Here is a 15,138-nt window from a genome sequence, read left to right as displayed (position 1 = left end):
GCCTACGCGGTGGCGGTGGCTCGTCCGGGGACCGCGCGCAGCGACGCGATCCCGTACCCGACGCCGAGCGCCGTCCACAGCACGGCCTGCGTGCCGAGCGATGAGAGCCGGAACTCCCACAGCAGCGACGCCGGGAAGCCGTCGGGCACCTCGTCCACGCCGGGCAGCACGAGCAGCAGGAAGCCCGCGAGGACCACGAACGTCCCGCCCGCCAGCAGCGGCCGGCGCCACACGGGCGCGTCGGGGCCGACGCTCCACGCCACCCGCACCGCGGCCAGCAGCGCGGCCGCGCCGCCCGCGAGCAGCGCGAGGTAGAGCCAGGTCCGCTCCCCGATCGTGTCCGGGTCGCCCACCGCGGGCGGGTTCGCCGGGTACTTGAGGAACGGCACCAGCACGAAGACGAGGAACAGCGCGCCCGCAAGCCGGACCGACAGCTGCCAGTCGTCCCGCGCGGCGCCACGGCCGCGGGCGACGGCGAAGACGAGCGCGAAGACCGTGCCGACGCAGAGGCCGTACAGCAGCGTGCCGAGGAACAGGCCGCCGCGCTGCTCGTCGCGGCTCACGACCCAGTCGGAGACGTGCGCGGGGACGGCGAGCTGCAGCGACGCGTGGGCGCCCGCCGCCTCCTCGATGTCGATCGCGTCCTGGACAAGCGGCTCGCCGAAGGCGAACGCGAAGCATCCGGCCAGCAGGCCGGCGATCGCGCCGACGACGAGCCCCCTGCGGATCAGGGGCCAGACCATGGCTCTCGGAAGGTCCGAGGAGCGCTAGTGGCAGGGGACGCCGAGCAGGTGCCGGGCGTCGTGGACGAGCTCGTGCAGGAAGGTCCCCGTCTGCGAGATCGCGCCCTGGTCGAACTGCACCAGGTAGATCGTCAGCAGCGCGAGCGCGGCGGCGAAGAACGCGGGCCGGAGGTCGCGAAGCGGGATGGGGTTGGGCGAAGCCGGGTTCATGGATCTCCTCGGGAACTCGCGTCCGTCGACGGGGATGTTCACGACGTCCGAGTTCCTGACTTCCAGGCCCTTGCGAGGTCTGGTCACAGTGGCGCGACCGTGCCGGGCTTGCACCGGCTTCCTCGTTCGTCGTGCTGACGGCGGCCACCTTACTGCGCGCCCCGGCGGCTCGCAATCACGTCGGTGAGGAACTGACCGATGACGGGCGTCATGCCGGGCAGCCAGCCGTGCTCGCCGGCGACGACGCGCAGCTCCGCAGGCGCGCGACCGGCGTTTCGCTCCTGCCAGCGGCGCACCGTGGCGCGCGGCGACGGCCAGTCGTACGCGCCGCGGCGGCCCCGGTCGAGCGGGAGCACGCGGTCCTCGGTCGCGTGGAGGTGGAGCACGGCGACGGGCCGGCGCCCGCCGTTGGCGCACCGCGTCAGGGTCTCGACGGTGGCGACGGCGGCGATCGCGGTGACGAGCGGCCGGCGCTCGCAGGCCAGGGCGTACGCGAGGAAGCCGCCGTTGGAGAACCCGACCGCGGCCACGCGGGAGCGGTCGATGCGGTGGCGGTCGCCGACCCGCGCAAGGAGCGCGCGGACGAACCGCAGCTCGTCGCGCGGCGTCACGCCGTGGACGCGGGGCAGGTACCCGTCGACGACGAACCGCCCGCCGCGCGCGTCGGGGTAGACCGCGATCCACCCGCGCGCCGCCGCCTCGGCGTCGAACCCGCTCTGGGTGGCGATCGTGCCGCCGGACTCGCGCCGCCCGCCGCCGTGAAGGACGAACACGACCGGCCGCCGCGTGCCCGCCGGCGCCGGGGTGTCGGGCACGAAGACCCGGTACGTCCGCTCGCCGATGCGGCCGTGGACCACCCGCGCCTCCGCCGCCTGCGCGGCGAACGCCAGGACGAGGACGATGCCTGCAAGCCACCTCATGCAGACGAGGACGGCTGTGCGGCGCGGGAGTTGCGCAGGTGGGCCGCCTCACCGCCGCGAGGCGACGGTGCGACGGCCCACCCGAGGCGCGGCTACCGCGCGGCGGCGGCCGGCGCGAGCACCGTGGCCCGCGCACGGGTCGCCCCGCGCACGGCGGAGCGACGGAGCGTGATCGGCACCGTCGTGGTCCGGCCGCCCGCGACCGTGACCGTCCGCGTCCCGGCGCGGCGGCCCGCGACCGTCACGGCCACGGTCCCCCGGCACGAGCGGCCCTTGGCCGCCGGGCACCGCACCTTCACGGCCGCGCGGCGGCCGTCGACCCGCACCGTGCGGGCGACGACCACCGGCCGCACCGCGCGGGCGGCGGCCCGGCGCGACGCGGCGTCCCCGCGCACCGCGGCGGCGGGCGAGGAGGGGCCCGCCGCCGGGGTCGCGGTGGAGGGCGCGCCGCCGGCGGACGGCGCACCCCCGGCCTGCGCGTCCGGCCCGGCCGGGCCCTCAGGCCCGACGGGCGCTGCGGGCTCCGGCGTCGCCGGCTCACCCGCCGGCGCCGGCTTGCCGTTGCGCACGCGGACCCAGTCGAACGACGCGGTCAGGTCCGACGCGGCGGCGGCGCCGAACGCGTAGAGCCCGACCTGCACGTTCTCCAGGCTCGCGCCGGTCTCGTACAGCACGCGGTAGTCGCTGCCGTCCTTCGACCAGTACGCGACGTACCGCGGCCCGCGCTTGACGAGCTTGAGCCACACGGTCCGCGCGTCGCCCAGCGACGACGCGGTGGCGACCGACGCGAGCGTCTGCGTCACCGGCGCGCCCGACGCGGCGTCCTCGACCGTGAGGGAGATCCGCGGCGCGCCGCCGCCGTGCTCCCATCCCAGCCGCAGGTGCTCGTCGTCGCCCGCGTAGGCGATCAGGCCGGCCTGCTGCCCGGCCGCGGCCAGCGGCCCGCTGAACGTCAGCTTCGTCGCGACCGTCCAGTCGCCCAGCGCCGGCTGCACCAGCACGTTCCGCGCGCTGTTCGCCGTGCCGTCGAGCGTGCCGGGCCGCAGCCCGATCGACAGCGCTCGCTCACCCGCGGTGACCGCCGACGCGTCCGGGCGCAGCCAGCGCCACTGCGCGCCGACCGCCCCGTCGAGCTCGTCGCCCGTCGCCCGCCGCGCGAGGTGCACGACGTACGTCTGGCGGATGCCGTCCGCGCCGGTCGCGACGACCCGGGCGGTGCCCGGCACGGCGCCGGCCTGCTGGACGTCGACCACCGTGTCGGGGTCGGCCGCCTGCGCCGCGACCTGCGGCACGCCGGCCTCGCCCTCGGGCACGATCACGTCGTACGCGTAGACGTCCGGCTGGAAGCCGCGGCCCGGGTCGTACGCCGTCAGCGGCTTGCCGCCGACGGTGATCCCGGACAGCTTGGACTCGACCCGCACGACGAACGACGTCGTCCGCGTCACGCCGGCGTACGTCACCTTCGCGGTGACCGTCGCGACGCCGTTGCCGACGGTCCGCAGGCCGTCCGCGCCGGCGGACACGACGTCCGGGCGGTTGCTCTCGTACGAGAACGTCATCCCGCTCGGGATCGGCTTCGACGCGCCCTTGCGGACGTAGCCGTAGAGCGTGTCGTCGCTCATCGCGACCGTCGGCTGCGGGTCGATCCGCACGCCCTCGGGGAACGCGACGCGGTACTGCACGTCACGCGCGCGGTCGCCCTCCATCGCCGGCTTGACCGACAGCACGGCGGGCTTGGGCGCGTACGTCCCGGTCACCCGCACGTCGTCGCTCAGCACGACGTCGCCCGTGGCGCTGGAGCGGGCGATCTGCAGGCCGTACCGCGCCTGGTCGATCACCCAGCGGCCCTGCCCCTGGTCGAAGAACGCCAGCTCGCGGACCGGCACGGAGAACCGCACCGTGCGGCCCTCACCGGGCGCCAGCCGCACCTTCTCGAACGCGACGAGCCGCTTGATCGGCCGCTGCGCCGATGCCGGCGCGTCCGGCGTCGTGGCGTAGAGCTGGACGGTCTCGTCGCCCGCCCGCTCGCCGCTGTTGCGCACGCGGACGCGCACGTCCACGGCGCCGTTGGCGTCCACGCTGTCGCTCACAACGAGGTCCGAGTACGTGAACGTCGTGTAGCTCAGCCCGTGGCCGAACGCGTACCGGACCGGACCCTGGAAGTACTGGAAGGTCCGCCCCGGGTTGGAGCCGCTCGCGCGGATCGCGTAGCTCGTGATGTCCGGCAGCTGCGACTCGTCGCGGTGCCAGATGGACGGCAGCCGGCCGCTCGGGTTGTGCGCCCCGAGCAGGACGTCGGCGAGCGCCTCGCCCTTGCGCTGCCCGTTGTACGAGCTCCACAGGATCGCCGCCGTCTTGCCGGCGAACGGCGTCACGTCGACCGGCCCGATCGTCTCGAGGTAGGCGATCGTGTTCGGGTTGCGCTCCGCCACCTGGGCGATGAGCTGCGACTGCGCGCCCGGCAGCTGGATGTTGCGCCGGTCGGCCGCCTCGTCGGCGGTGTACGCGTCGGTGCCCGCGTAGACGATCACCGCGTCGTAGCTGGCCGCCGCCGAGACCGCCGCGGGGTCGACCTCGAGCAGGTCCTCCGCGCGTGTGCCGCTGCCGGTGAACCCGCGCAGGTACTCGACCGTCGCACCCGGGTTGACCTGCTGAACCGCGGCCTTGATGCCGGCGAAGCCGCTGACGAGGTTGGCCTGGCCCGACGGGCCCTGCGTGCTCGAGTAGCCGCCGAGGTACATCTCGGCTGGCGACGGGTTGCCCATCTGGCCGATGACCGCGACCTTGAACGCGCCGCTCTTCGGCACCGCCAGCGGGAGGAGCTTGCCGCTCGTCCCGTCGCGCCGCGTCGTGGTGTCGTTCTCCAGCAGCACGATCGACTTGGCGCCCGCCTCGCGGACGAGGTCGAGCCGTGCCTTCGTCTGGGTCACCGCGCCGTTGGACTCCGTGTTCGTCCACGTGTCCTTCGGCAGCCGCGCGCGGGCCTCGCGGACCCACGGCACGGCGTTCTCGTCATCGAACTCGCCGAGCTGCATCCGCGCGGTGAAGAGCCGCACCAGCGCCTGGTCCAGATCGTTCACGTTGAACGTGTCCGTCAGCGTCTCGATGCCCTGGTGCACCGCATCGGGCAGCGTGTTCGCGTTGCTGAACTGGTCGTGGTAGCCGGCGTTGCAGTTCAGGTCGGTGCCGGCGGCCATCGCGAACGCGTGGCGCTCGGTGTTGTTCACCGGCCGCGTCCACGTCGGCGGCTGCCAGCGATGGCCCCTGACGACCTCGAAGATCGCGTCGCAGTCCGAGACGACGTAGCCCTTGAACCCGAACGTCTGCCGCAGCAGCGTGTCGAGCAGGTACGGGTCGACCGTCGCGGGCGTGCCGTTGACGCGGTTGTACGCGCTCATGACCGAGCCCGGCTGCGTCTTGCGGACCACGTCGCGGAAGGCCTTGGTGTAGTACTCGCGCAGCGTCCGGTCGTCCATGTCCGACGAGCCGGTGAGGCGGTTGACCTCGCTGTTGTTGGCCGCGTAGTGCTTGATCGTCGTGACGGTCTTCTTGTAGCCGTCGGCCTCGGGCAGCAGCAGACCGCTCTGGTCGTTGCCCTCCATGCCGTTGACGAACTGGCCCACGAGCTCGGAGGTGAGCAGCGGGTCCTCGCTGTAGGCCTCGTCGTTGCGGCCCCAGCGCGGGTCGCGGCTGAGGTTCATCGTCGGCGACCAGAAGTCGAGCGACTGCGTGTTGTTCGGGACGACCTCGCGCGCCTCGTCGCCGATCTCGCGGGCGACGCGGTAGACCAGGTCGCGATCCCACGTCGCGCCGAGCGACTGGCTGATCGGGTACGAGGTCGTGTTGGTCAGGACCGTCGCGTTGCCGGTCTCGTTGTACTGCAGCCGCGCGACGCCGTGGAGCGCCTCGTTCCACCAGCCGTACGGCCGGACGCCGAGGCGCGGGATGCCCGGCGCCCGGCTGCTGATCGTCTGCGACGCCTTCTCGGCGAGCGTCATGCGCGAGACCAGGTCGGCCGCGCGCTCCTCGAACGAGCGCTTCGTGTCGAGGTAGGTCGGGACGTCCGCGGCGTGAGCTGGCGCTCCAGCCGCTGCGACCCCGACGACGGCGAGTCCCGCGGCCACCGCCGCGTGGATCGCCCTGCGCATCCTCATCGATTCTCCCCTGCTGGAGACATGGGACCGCGTGACGGGGCGCCCTCCCACGGACGACCCACGGCCCCAACCCGCGGCGGACCTTAGGCCCGCCAGCGCAGTTCCGTCAAGCGCTTTGCAGAATTAACGACCTCGGGAGGCCGGAGAGGGGGTGTTCTGTGAGAGGTTCGCCGTATCGGCGAGGCGGCGGGCGAGCGCCGCGGGGGCGCGTTCGAGCACCATGCCGGCGGCGCCGAGCACCTCCGCCCGCTCCCCCAGCGTGCCCGCCATGACGGTCGCCGCCGCGGCCGACGGGCCGACGGCGTCGCGCTCGACGGCGGCGCGGATCGGCGCGAGGACGTGCTCGCCCGCCGCCGCCAGCTCGCCGCCCACGACGACCAGCCGCGGGTTGAGCACGTTGACCACCATCGCGATCGCCCGCCCGACCGCGGCGCCCGCGTCGGTGACCGCCCGGCGGGCGCCGCGGTCGCCGGCCTCGACGAGCTCGACGACGTCGCGCATGCCGACCGCCTCGCCGCGGCTGAGCTCGAGCAGGCGGGCGACGGCCGCGGGCGTCGCGACGGTTTCCAGGCACCCGCGCTTGCCGCAGCGGCAGATGAGCCCGGTCGGGTCGCTCTCGACGTGGCCGAGCTCCCCCGCGATGCCGCTGGCGCCGCGGTACGGCCGGCCGCCGAGGATGAGCCCGAGGCCGATGCCGGCCGACAGCCGGACGTAGACCATGTCGTCGATGCCGCGGCCGGCGCCGAACGCGCGCTCGCCCAGGGCGCCGAGGTTGGCGTCGTTCTCCAGGGCGACGGGGAGCCCGAGCCGCTCCTCCATCTCCGCCGCGGGCCGGACGCCGGTCCAGCTCGGGAGGATGCCCTCGGCGAAGACGGTGCTCGTCGCGCGGTCGACCGGGGCGGCGAGCGCCATGCCGACGCCGACGACGCGCTCGCGGTCGACCCCTGCGCGGGCGAGGGTGCTCGTGACCAGGCGCGTGGCGAGGTCGAGGCTCGCCTCGGGCGCGTGGTCGACCTCGGCGGGCGACCAGTCGTCGGCGAGCATCCGGCCGCTCACGTCGCAGACGGCGGCGCGCACGTGGGCGTGGCCGACGTCGAGGCCGACGGCGAACGCGGCGTCGGGGACGAGCGCCATGCGCACCGGCGGGCGCCCGGCGCCGCGCGGGCGGTCGGCGCCGTCGTCCTCCGCGGGCGCCGCGACGCCCGCGGCCTCCAGCTCGTCGAGCAGCGTGGAGACCGTCGGCCGCGACAGCCGGGTCGCGTCCACGACGTCCATCCGCGTGCTGCCGGGACGGCGGAAGAGCACCTCCAGCACCCGCAGCCGGTTCGCGTCGCGGACGCTGAGGAGCAGCTCAGGGTCGTCGTCGCCGGCGGGCACCGCCTGATCATCGCATCCGCCGTAAGCAGGCCGTAAGCGACCGGGCGGAGGGTCTCCCGCGATGGCCCTCCTCCTCCGCGTCCGCGACCTGCGCCTGCTGACGCTGGCCGTCGGCCTGTCCGCCGCCGGCGACTTCCTGCTGTGGGTGCCGATGGCGCTGCACGTCGAGGCGCTGACCGGGTCGGCGTTCGCGGTGTCCGCGTTCTTCCTCGCGCTGTTCGCGCCGGTCGTGCTGCTCGGCGGGGTCGCGGGGCGGCTGGCCGACCGCGTCGAGAACGCGCGGCTGCTCATCGTCGTGTCGCTGGCGCAGGCGGCCGCCGCCGCGCTGATGGTGGTCGCGACCGACGCGCTCGCGCCGCTGCTGCTCCTCACCGCGCTGCTCGGGGCGGGGACGGCGCTGAGCCAGCCGGCGGAGTTCGCGCTCGTGCCGGCGGCGACCGGTGACACGGGCGGCACCGCGCGGCTCGCCCAGGCGAACGGGCTGATCGAGAGCGCGCGGTACCTCGGGATGACGCTCGGGCCGCTGCTCGGCGGCGTCCTCGCCGCGGCCGGCCAGCTGCACGCCGCGCTGCTCCTCGACGCCGCCTCGTTCCTCGCCGTCGCCGCGGCCGCCCGCGCGATGCACGCCCGCCGCCGGCCGCACCGGGGCGAGCACGACACCGGCCGCGCCCGCGAGGGCGTCGCGGCGCTCACCCGGGACCCCGTCCTGCGGACCACCCTCGCCGGCGCCGTCGTCGCGCTCCTCTTCTTCTCCGTCACGATCGTCGCGGAGGTCCTCTACGTCCGCGACGTGCTCGACGCCGGCGCCGTCGCGTACGGGGTGCTGACCGCGTGCTGGACGCTCGGGATGGTGCTCGGCGCGACGCACGTCGCGCCACGCGTCCCGCCCCACCTCCTCGCCGCGGGCGCGCTGGCGGGCGTCGCGCTCCAGGGTCTGGGGATCGCGGGCGCGGCCGCGGGCGGCGTGCTGCTCGGCGCGTTCGCGGGGTTCGCCCTCGGCGGGGTCGCGCACGGGGTCAAGAACGTCCTGCTCCGCACGCTCATCCACGAGCGCGTCCCGGCGGCCGCGCAGGGCCGCGCGTACGCCGCCTACAACGCGGCCCGCAACGGTGCCGAGCTCGTCGCGCTCGGCACCGCGGGCGTCAGCATCGGCCTGCTCGGGGCGCAGCACGCGCTGCTCGTCGCGGGGCTCATCCCGCTGACCGTCGGCACCGCCGCCCTGCTCGTGGTCACCGCTCCAGCGGCAGGCCGAGCCGCGGGAACAGCGCCGAGTCGAACGTCGTGATCTCCGCGATCCGGCCGTCGACCGTGCGCATCACATCGATCTTCAGCGCCCGCCACACGGTGTCGCCATTCGCGCGCATCCAGGTCGCGGCGGCGGGCATCCGGTTGACGCGGGTCGGGACGAGCTTCCAGTCGCCGGGCCGGTTGGGTCCGAACGCCTGCTCCCACAGCGGCCGCATCGCCTCGATGCCCTCGTAGTGCCACGGGTGCGGCGGCATGGTGACCTTGATGTCCTCGGTGATGACCGATGCGAACGCGTCCGCGTCGCACGCCTCGTGCAGCTCGATGAACCGCGCCACCAGCGCGCGCTCCTCGGCGCTCGGGTCGGCCGTCGCCCACGCCGCGCGGGGCTGCGGGAGCTGCGCCTGCATCGTCTCGCGCGCCCGCTGGAGCGCGCTGTTCGCCGCGGGGACCGAGACCTCGAGCAGCGCCGCGGTCTCCTTCGCCGACCACTCGAGGACGTCGCGGAGGAGGAGCGCGGCGCGCTGGCGCGGCGGCAGGTGCTGGACGGCCACGAGGAACGCGAGCTCGACCGTCTCCTTCGCGACGACGACGGCGTCCGGCTCGTCCTCGCTCGCCGCGGCGGCCGCGTCGAGCAGGTCGTCGGGGAACGGCGTGAGCCACGGGACCTCCGCGGCGCCCTCGCCGGTCGGCCCTTCCGGCCCCATGATCTCGACCGTCTGCAGCCGCCGCTTGGCCTTGTCGAGGTGGTCCAGGCAGGCGTTCGTCGCAATCTTGTAGAGCCAGGCGCGCAGCGACGCGCGGCCCTCGTACGAGTCGCGTGCCCGCCACGCGCGCAGGAGCGTCTCCTGGGTGAGGTCCTCCGCCTCCTGGAAGTTGCCGAGCATGCGGTAGCAGTGCACGCGCAGCTCGTGCCGGTGCCGCTCGGCCGCGCGCTCGAACTCGGTCTGATCCATCGTCGTCATGGTCCTTCAGACGGCGCAGGCGCGCGAACTCATCGGTCGGCGTGCCTACAGCAGGAGCTTGCGCCGCAGCGGGGTGCCCGCGACGACCGCGTCGAGCAGGTCGCCCATCGCGTCGCCGAACACGTCGCCGCGCCGGCGCGCCTCGTAGTAGAGGTCGTCCTCGGCGAGCTTGGCCCGCAGCTCGTCCTTGCCGACGTCCGACTGCTCCAGCCACCAGCCCATCTCGCCCAGCGCGCGCTCGACGAACGGCGCCGCGGCGGGGTGCCGCTCGGCCGTCCACAGCAGGCGGTCGACCGGCGTCAGGCCGACCATCGCGGTCGCGTGCTCGCGCGGGATGAAGCCCTTGTCGGGGCGGACCGCCTGGTAGCCCGCGACGAGGTACGCGAGGCCGGCGAAGCACGTCCACAGGCGGTTGAAGCGCAGCTTGATCAGCGGGATGCGGCGCGCCGTGCGGTCCTCGGGCCGGTACGCCTCGTAGTTGAGGCACAGCGTCTTCCAGTACCGGACGAGGTCGTTGATGAGGAAGAACGGGACGAAGCCGTCGGGCGAGCGCTGGTCGCGCCAGTAGGCGGCGAGCACGCGATCGACGGTGTTCGCGTACGCCTCGCGCCCGACGAGCGGGACGGATTCGAGGAGCAGGAGCATGCGCGCGGTGAAGACGTTGGACGCGTCGTCGTCGCGCGTGCCGAGCAGGTCGCGGAGGCGGCCGAGCGGGTGGACCGCGAGGAACTTGCCGTCGCCGGAGAACTGCGGGAAGCCGGCCGCCTCGGTGACGTCCATGAGCTGCGAGAGGAGCTTGATGCGCGCGAGGTTCCCCACGTGCCGGGGGTCCTCGGGCGGGCTCGTGTCGACGAGGAAGACGTCGAGGTCGGAGTGCGTGCCGACCTCGCCGCGGCCGAGCGAGCCGGTGGCGTAGATCGTGAGACCGGGGTGCTTGCCGGCATCGACGCGCGGGAGGTGGGTGGCGAGCCGGGCCAGCGCGTCGTCGGTGGCGGCGCGGCGGGTCGTGAAGACGTCGGGGACGTTCATGCGTGGCCCATCAGGGTGGCGAACACGTCCGCCTGGGCGATCGCGTCGTCGAGCGCGTGGTGCCCGAGTCGAGTGTCCGGCGCCACCTTCGACAGGCTGGCGAGCGCGATCGGCCTGCGGTGGCGCGCCGCCGCGAGCGTCTTCACGTCGAGCGCGCGGGAGTGCCCGAACGGGTCGTCGCCGCCGTTGAACGCGACGAAGTACCAGTGCAGGAACGACCAGTCGAACCCCAGCGGGTACGCGACGAGCACGGGCGTCCCGTCGCCCGCCTGCTCCCGCACCCACGCGGCGGCCTCCCGCATGGCGTCGCGCGGCTCCGCCCCCTCGCGCCCGAGCGCCTCCCGGTCCAGTCCGCTGACGGCCAGCGCCTCGGGGTCGCACCGCGCCTCGGGCAGCGGCCGTAGCTCGCGGTAGAACGTCGCGGCCCTGGGCTCCGCCCGCTCGAAGGCGCGCCCGTCCCCGCGCCCGGCGACGCACAGCCCGAACGACAGCAGCGAGAACCGCCCGGGGATCGGGCCGTCGGTCTCCACGTCGGCGGAGAGGTACACGTCATGCGGCGTCTGCACGCCGACTATTGTGGGCGGTCGGCCGCCGCGCAGGCCCCTCACGACGCGCGACAGGTCCGGGCGCGCCGCAATTGCATGCACGTGCATGCACACGCGCTACCGTCGTCGGACATGGCTGAGACGAAGAAGATCCTGATGGTGCTGACCGCCGCCGACACGCTCACGCTCGCGGACGGGAGCGCGCATCCGACCGGGTTCTGGGCCGAGGAGGTCGCGGTGCCGTACGCGCTGTTCCGCGAGGCGGGGTACGGGGTGGACGTCGCGACGCCAGGCGGGAAGGTGCCGCCGGTGGACGCGGGATCGCTGGATGCCGCGAACGTCGGCGGCGAGGAGGAGGCCGCGCGGATCAAGGCCGAGCTCGACGCCGTCGACCTGTCGCAGCCGCTCGCGCTGGCCGACGTGGACGCGAACATGTACGACGCGGTGTTCCTCCCCGGCGGGCACGGGCCGATGACCGACCTCGCGTCCGACGCGGACCTCGGGCGGCTGCTCGTCGGCGCCGACGAGCGCGGGCAGGTCGTCGCAGCGCTGTGCCACGGGCCGGCCGGGCTGCTGAGCGCGACCCGCCCCGACGGCAGCTTCCAGTTCGCGGGGCGCAAGCTCACCGTCTTCACCGACGAGGAAGAGCGCACCGGCGGCACCGGCGACAACACGCCGTGGTTCGTCGAGGCGCGCCTGCGCGAGCTCGGTGCGGAGATCGAGGCCGGCCCGGCCTGGTCGAGCACGGTCGTGGTCGATGGCAACCTCGTCAGCGGCCAGAACCCGCAGTCCAGCGCGGCGGCCGCCGAGCGCGTGCTGGCGACGCTGCGCGAGCGCAGCGCCACCGCCTGACGCGGCTCGCTCAGCCCTTCGCCGTCACCGCGAGCGGCAGGCTGAACGCCTGCGTGCCGGGGATCGTCGTGATCGCGCGGTAGAGCGCGAGCGGCTCCCCGGCCGGCGGGAGCGGGAGGCTGAGCGTGAGCCGCCCGCCCTGCCCCACGCGCGCCGCCCCGAACGGGACCGGCGCGCCGCAGCCCACCTGCCGCTCGATCGCGACCACCGCGCCCTCCCGCGCGCCGCGCACGACCGCGCGGACCGTCACGCGGCCGCCGCTCACCCGCCGGCTGGTGATCGTCGTGCGCCGCTCCACCGCGAACGGCAGGCTCCGCTGGCCGTCCGCCGCGGCCACGATCCGCACCGTGCCGCTCCCCGCGGGACGCCGGACGGTCGCGGCGAACAGGCCGTCGGCGCCGGTCACGGCGGTGCCGAGCACGCGCTCGCCGGACAGGAGGGTGACGCGCTGGCCCGCGCCCGTCCGCTGGGCCATCCCGCGCACGGCGATGCGGCTGCCACGGACGGTGAGCTCGAGCAGGCTGAGCGCGCGGCCCGTGCAGGCGGGCGGCACCGGGGCCGGAGGCGGCGTGGGCTCGGTGCGCGGCGCGGGCGGGGCCGGCGGCTCGGGCAGCGGCAGCGGCGCGGCCACCGTCACGGTCGCGCGGGCGACGTTCGACAGGCCGCCCGGCCCCACGGCGCGGAACGTGAACGCGTCCTCCCCGCTCCACCCCGCGTTGGGCGTGTACGTCACCGACGCGCCGAGCGTGCCGAGCGTCCCGTGCGCGGGCGCCGTCACGAGCTCCCAGCCGGTCAGGACGCCGGTGCACGCGAGCGGCACGGCCACGGCGGCGCCGAACGCGGTGGTCGCCGCGCCGTCCACGCACACCGGCGTCGGCGGCGGCAGCACCGTCACCGTGACGGTCGCAGGCGGCGACGTGCCGGCCGCGTTCGTGCCGGTGAACGTGAAGGTGTCGGTGCCGACGAAGCCCGGTCCCGGCGTGTAGCGGACGGTCGCGCCGACGGTGCCGAGCGTCCCGTGGTCCGGCGCGTCGACGATCGTCCGCGCCGTCGGCGACCAGGTGCACGCGAGCGCGACGTCGACCGCGCTCTCGTACGCCGCCTGTGCGGTCGTGGAGGTGCAGGCCGGGACCTCGGGAAGCGCCGTACCGCTCAGCGCGACCGTGACGCTGAGACCGGCGATCGTCGCGCTCTTGGCGCCGGGCGACGTCGGCGCGAACCCGACGGTGAGCGTGCAGGTCGCCTCCGGCGCGACGACCGCGGTGCAGCCCGACGTCGTGAACTGGTCGCCGTCGCCCGTGAGGCTCAGGTTCGGCGTGGCGTCGAGGTCGCCCTCGTTGTGGATCGTCCACGTGCTCGTCGTGCTCGCCTGCCCGACCGTCACGGTCCCGAAGCCCTGCGTCAGCTTCCCGGTCCAGAGCGTGCCCGGCACCGCCTCGAACGCGCCCGCGTCGCACGACGCGCCCTGCGGGCGGCTGAAGCCGCGCACGTCGTAGCCCCCGCAGCCGGTGTACCGGTCGAGGACGACGCTGCCGGCCGTCTCCGGCGGCATCACCGGCACGCTGTTGCCGTAGTTGCCGAACGGGCGGAGCTGCGGGTCGCCGGTCACCGCGTCCGTCGCGTGCGGCGTGAACGCGCACGCCGACGCGCCACCGACCTGGTTGACCACGTTGCCGCCGGTCGAGGTGAGCGTGAGCGTGTCGCAGTCCGCGGTCGCGTCGGTCTGCGTGTTGCCCGACAGCACCGAGCCCTGGACGGTGAACGCGCGCGCCGCGACGTCCCCCGCGACGCCGCCGCCGCGGGCCGTGCCGCCGGTCGTGGTCGTAGCGTTCTCGCTGATGGTCACGGCGGCCGCCGACGAGCCGTCGGCGTCCGCGATCCACAGCCCGCCACCGCGGGCGAGGCCCATGGGGCCCGCGGCTGCCTCGTTCCCGGTCACCGTCACGGTGTCGAGCGTCAGCGTGCCGCCCCCGTACGCGCCCGCACCGCCGCCGCGTGCCACCCCGTTGACCGCCCCCGCCGTCGCCTCGTTGTTGTCGACGGTGGAGCGCCGCAGCGTCATCGCGATCGCGTCCGTCGCGACGCCGCCGCCCGTGGCGGTCGAGCCGAGCGCCATGTTGTCGCTGATCCGCGACTCCTCGATCGTGGCGGCGCCCGTCGCCAGGCCGTTGCCGAGCGCGCGGACCAGGCCGCCGCCGGCGGCCGTGCCGGTCCCGCCGTTCGCGACGTTCTGCCGCACGGTCGACCCGCGCAGCAGGAGCGTGCCGTTGTAGGCCACGATCGCCCCGCCCTGGGCGTGGCCGCTCGACCCGGTGATCCGGGCGGTGTTCCGCTCGAACGTCGAGTCGACGATGGTGGCCGGCCCGCCTGTCCGTGCCGCGCCCGCGGACACGCCGTCCAGGCCCTCGGCCACGTTCTCGCGGAACGTCGTGCGCGTGATCGAGACCTGCGGCGCGAGCCCGTACGACCCCAGCGCGCCGCCGACCGCGTTGCCGAGCGTGGCGGTCGCGCGGTTGTGCTCGATCACCGAGTCGGTCAGCGTCACGTTCCCGTTCGTGTAGATCGCCCCGCCGGACGCGGTGGCGCCCGAGGTCGTCTCTGACACGTTGTGGTGCACGTGGACGTCGTCGAGCACCAGCGGAGCGCCGCCGTGGGAGACCGCCGCGCCGCGGCCGATGCTCGAGAAGCCGCGCGTGAGCTCGAGGTCGCGGAGGGTCAGGGCCACCGTGAAGTCGGACTCGAAGAGGCCCGACGCGTTCTGGCCGTCGATGACCGGACGCCCGGCGCCGGTCCCGCTGACCGTCAGCGCCTCCGTGACCGGCAGCACGCCGTAGGCCAGCGCGTAGGTCCCTGCGGGCACCAGGATCGTGTCCGCGCCCGCCGAGGCGTTCGCGGACGTGATGGCCTGCCGCAGCGAGCAGCCGGTGAGGCCCGGGCAGGCCTGGCCGACGGGCGTGTCGGCGGCGGCGTTGACGGAGTAGGTCGCAGCGGACGCGGCGGCGGGGACGACCGCGAGGGCGGCGAAGGCGAGGAGGAGCGAGGCGAGTCGACGGCGCATGACCGTCGGTACTTCGGCGTCCCGGTTCAGGTTCCTCACC

11 protein-coding genes and 1 riboswitch are annotated in these 15,138 nt (G+C 75.0%); of the genes, 2 read left to right on the top strand and 9 right to left on the bottom strand.

Features of this window, described 5'->3' with window-relative positions; translation table 11 throughout:
- Window positions 1-2: 2 nt before the first annotated feature.
- From AC1UE5_RS00345 to AC1UE5_RS00325, 5 genes are all read right to left on the bottom strand, one after another.
- The gene (locus AC1UE5_RS00345) at window positions 3-743 is read right to left on the bottom strand and encodes a CbtA family protein (protein ID WP_482920070.1); all 741 of its coding nucleotides are present in this window, start codon (window positions 741-743) and stop codon (window positions 3-5) included.
- A 24-nt stretch (window positions 744-767) separates the two neighbouring features.
- Window positions 768-995 carry a CbtB domain-containing protein gene (locus AC1UE5_RS00340; protein WP_482920069.1) on the bottom strand — a complete coding sequence of 76 codons (228 nt, stop codon included), beginning with the start codon at window positions 993-995 and terminating at the stop codon, window positions 768-770.
- Window positions 988-1,108: riboswitch (cobalamin riboswitch) on the bottom strand. It overlaps the preceding gene by 8 nt.
- Window positions 1,103-1,873, bottom strand: coding sequence for a CE1 family esterase (locus AC1UE5_RS00335; protein ID WP_482920068.1), 771 nt, complete (start codon window positions 1,871-1,873; stop codon window positions 1,103-1,105). It overlaps the preceding riboswitch by 6 nt.
- A 92-nt stretch (window positions 1,874-1,965) precedes the next feature.
- Entirely contained in the window at window positions 1,966-6,021 is a 4,056-nt protein-coding gene (locus tag AC1UE5_RS00330) for a glycoside hydrolase family 3 C-terminal domain-containing protein (protein ID WP_482920067.1), read from the bottom strand.
- Window positions 6,022-6,150: 129 nt separating this feature from the next.
- On the bottom strand, window positions 6,151-7,404 hold the full coding sequence (locus AC1UE5_RS00325; protein WP_482920066.1) for an ROK family transcriptional regulator: 1,254 nt from the start codon (window positions 7,402-7,404) through the stop codon (window positions 6,151-6,153).
- Between the two features lie 61 nt (window positions 7,405-7,465).
- Between AC1UE5_RS00325 and AC1UE5_RS00320 the strand changes: the two genes are divergently transcribed.
- A complete protein-coding gene (locus tag AC1UE5_RS00320) occupies window positions 7,466-8,689 on the top strand; it encodes an MFS transporter (RefSeq protein ID WP_482920065.1) in 1,224 nt (407 codons plus the stop codon).
- Here the strand turns inward: AC1UE5_RS00320 and AC1UE5_RS00315 are convergent.
- From AC1UE5_RS00315 to AC1UE5_RS00305, 3 genes are read right to left on the bottom strand one after another with little or no spacing between them, the layout of a single operon-like run.
- Entirely contained in the window at window positions 8,634-9,605 is a 972-nt protein-coding gene (locus AC1UE5_RS00315; RefSeq protein ID WP_482920064.1) for an RNA polymerase subunit sigma-70, read from the bottom strand. The genes AC1UE5_RS00320 and AC1UE5_RS00315 overlap by 56 nt on opposite strands.
- A gap of 54 nt (window positions 9,606-9,659) precedes the next feature.
- Window positions 9,660-10,643: a nucleotidyltransferase family protein gene (locus AC1UE5_RS00310; RefSeq protein ID WP_482920063.1), complete on the bottom strand. Its 984-nt coding sequence runs from the start codon at window positions 10,641-10,643 to the stop codon at window positions 9,660-9,662.
- On the bottom strand, window positions 10,640-11,209 hold the full coding sequence (locus AC1UE5_RS00305; RefSeq protein WP_482920062.1) for a 3'-5' exonuclease: 570 nt from the start codon (window positions 11,207-11,209) through the stop codon (window positions 10,640-10,642). The genes AC1UE5_RS00310 and AC1UE5_RS00305 overlap by 4 nt, the downstream gene beginning before the upstream one ends.
- Window positions 11,210-11,320: 111 nt before the next feature.
- On the opposite strand from AC1UE5_RS00305, the gene AC1UE5_RS00300 reads away from it, so the two are divergent.
- Window positions 11,321-12,040 (top strand): type 1 glutamine amidotransferase domain-containing protein, encoded by a 720-nt coding sequence (locus AC1UE5_RS00300; RefSeq protein WP_482920061.1) that lies wholly within the window; start codon window positions 11,321-11,323, stop codon window positions 12,038-12,040.
- A gap of 10 nt (window positions 12,041-12,050) precedes the next feature.
- Here the strand turns inward: AC1UE5_RS00300 and AC1UE5_RS00295 are convergent, their stop codons facing one another.
- A complete protein-coding gene (locus AC1UE5_RS00295) occupies window positions 12,051-15,098 on the bottom strand; it encodes an Ig-like domain-containing protein (RefSeq protein WP_482920060.1) in 3,048 nt (1,015 codons plus the stop codon).
- Window positions 15,099-15,138 lie beyond the last annotated feature (40 nt).

The sequence above is a fragment of the Parviterribacter multiflagellatus genome, assembly GCF_056863265.1.
This window is presented reverse-complemented; position numbering and strand designations above follow the sequence as displayed.

Bases quoted from the DNA above. Each gene is read 5' to 3' on its own strand.
- AC1UE5_RS00310 (WP_482920063.1), bottom strand. From the start codon at position 10,643: ATGAACGTCCCCGACGTCTTCACGACCCGCCGCGCCGCCACCGACGAC.
- AC1UE5_RS00345 (WP_482920070.1), bottom strand. From the start codon at position 743: ATGGTCTGGCCCCTGATCCGCAGGGGGCTCGTCGTCGGCGCGATCGCC.
- AC1UE5_RS00320 (WP_482920065.1), top strand. From the start codon at position 7,466: ATGGCCCTCCTCCTCCGCGTCCGCGACCTGCGCCTGCTGACGCTGGCC.
- AC1UE5_RS00295 (WP_482920060.1), bottom strand. From the start codon at position 15,098: ATGCGCCGTCGACTCGCCTCGCTCCTCCTCGCCTTCGCCGCCCTCGCG.
- AC1UE5_RS00315 (WP_482920064.1), bottom strand. From the start codon at position 9,605: ATGGATCAGACCGAGTTCGAGCGCGCGGCCGAGCGGCACCGGCACGAG.
- AC1UE5_RS00300 (WP_482920061.1), top strand. From the start codon at position 11,321: ATGGCTGAGACGAAGAAGATCCTGATGGTGCTGACCGCCGCCGACACG.
- AC1UE5_RS00335 (WP_482920068.1), bottom strand. From the start codon at position 1,873: ATGAGGTGGCTTGCAGGCATCGTCCTCGTCCTGGCGTTCGCCGCGCAG.
- AC1UE5_RS00330 (WP_482920067.1), bottom strand. From the start codon at position 6,021: ATGCGCAGGGCGATCCACGCGGCGGTGGCCGCGGGACTCGCCGTCGTC.